Source organism: Buttiauxella noackiae ATCC 51607, assembly GCF_001654865.1.
Lineage (GTDB): Bacteria > Pseudomonadota > Gammaproteobacteria > Enterobacterales > Enterobacteriaceae > Buttiauxella > Buttiauxella noackiae.
Map to the genome: position 1 here is coordinate 1 of NZ_LXEO01000094.1, position 254 is coordinate 254.

Here is a 254-nt window from a genome sequence, read left to right on the forward strand (position 1 = left end):
AAAAACTCAACAGAGTCTGAATCTTTCAATTCAATAAGTTTTCTTTTTGTTATAATTGCATTATTTTTCATGATACCCCCTCGCTCAAACGACTATCTAATTCCGTACAAATACTATCAATAGTTTTTCTAGATAATGAGTAGCTAGATGCAAAATTACCTTGCTGGCCAACTTGTAAATCTCTACTTCTAATAAATTGAGATTTAAAAAAATATAAATCTCTAATACCTTTCTCTGTCTCTATTGCTGTTTTT

At 29.1% G+C, this 254-nt stretch carries 1 pseudogene; it reads right to left on the minus strand.

Features of this window, described 5'->3' with window-relative positions:
* Positions 1-67: 67 nt before the first annotated feature.
* A pseudogene (locus tag M979_RS23670) lies at positions 68-254 on the minus strand (ParA family protein); the annotation flags it as partial.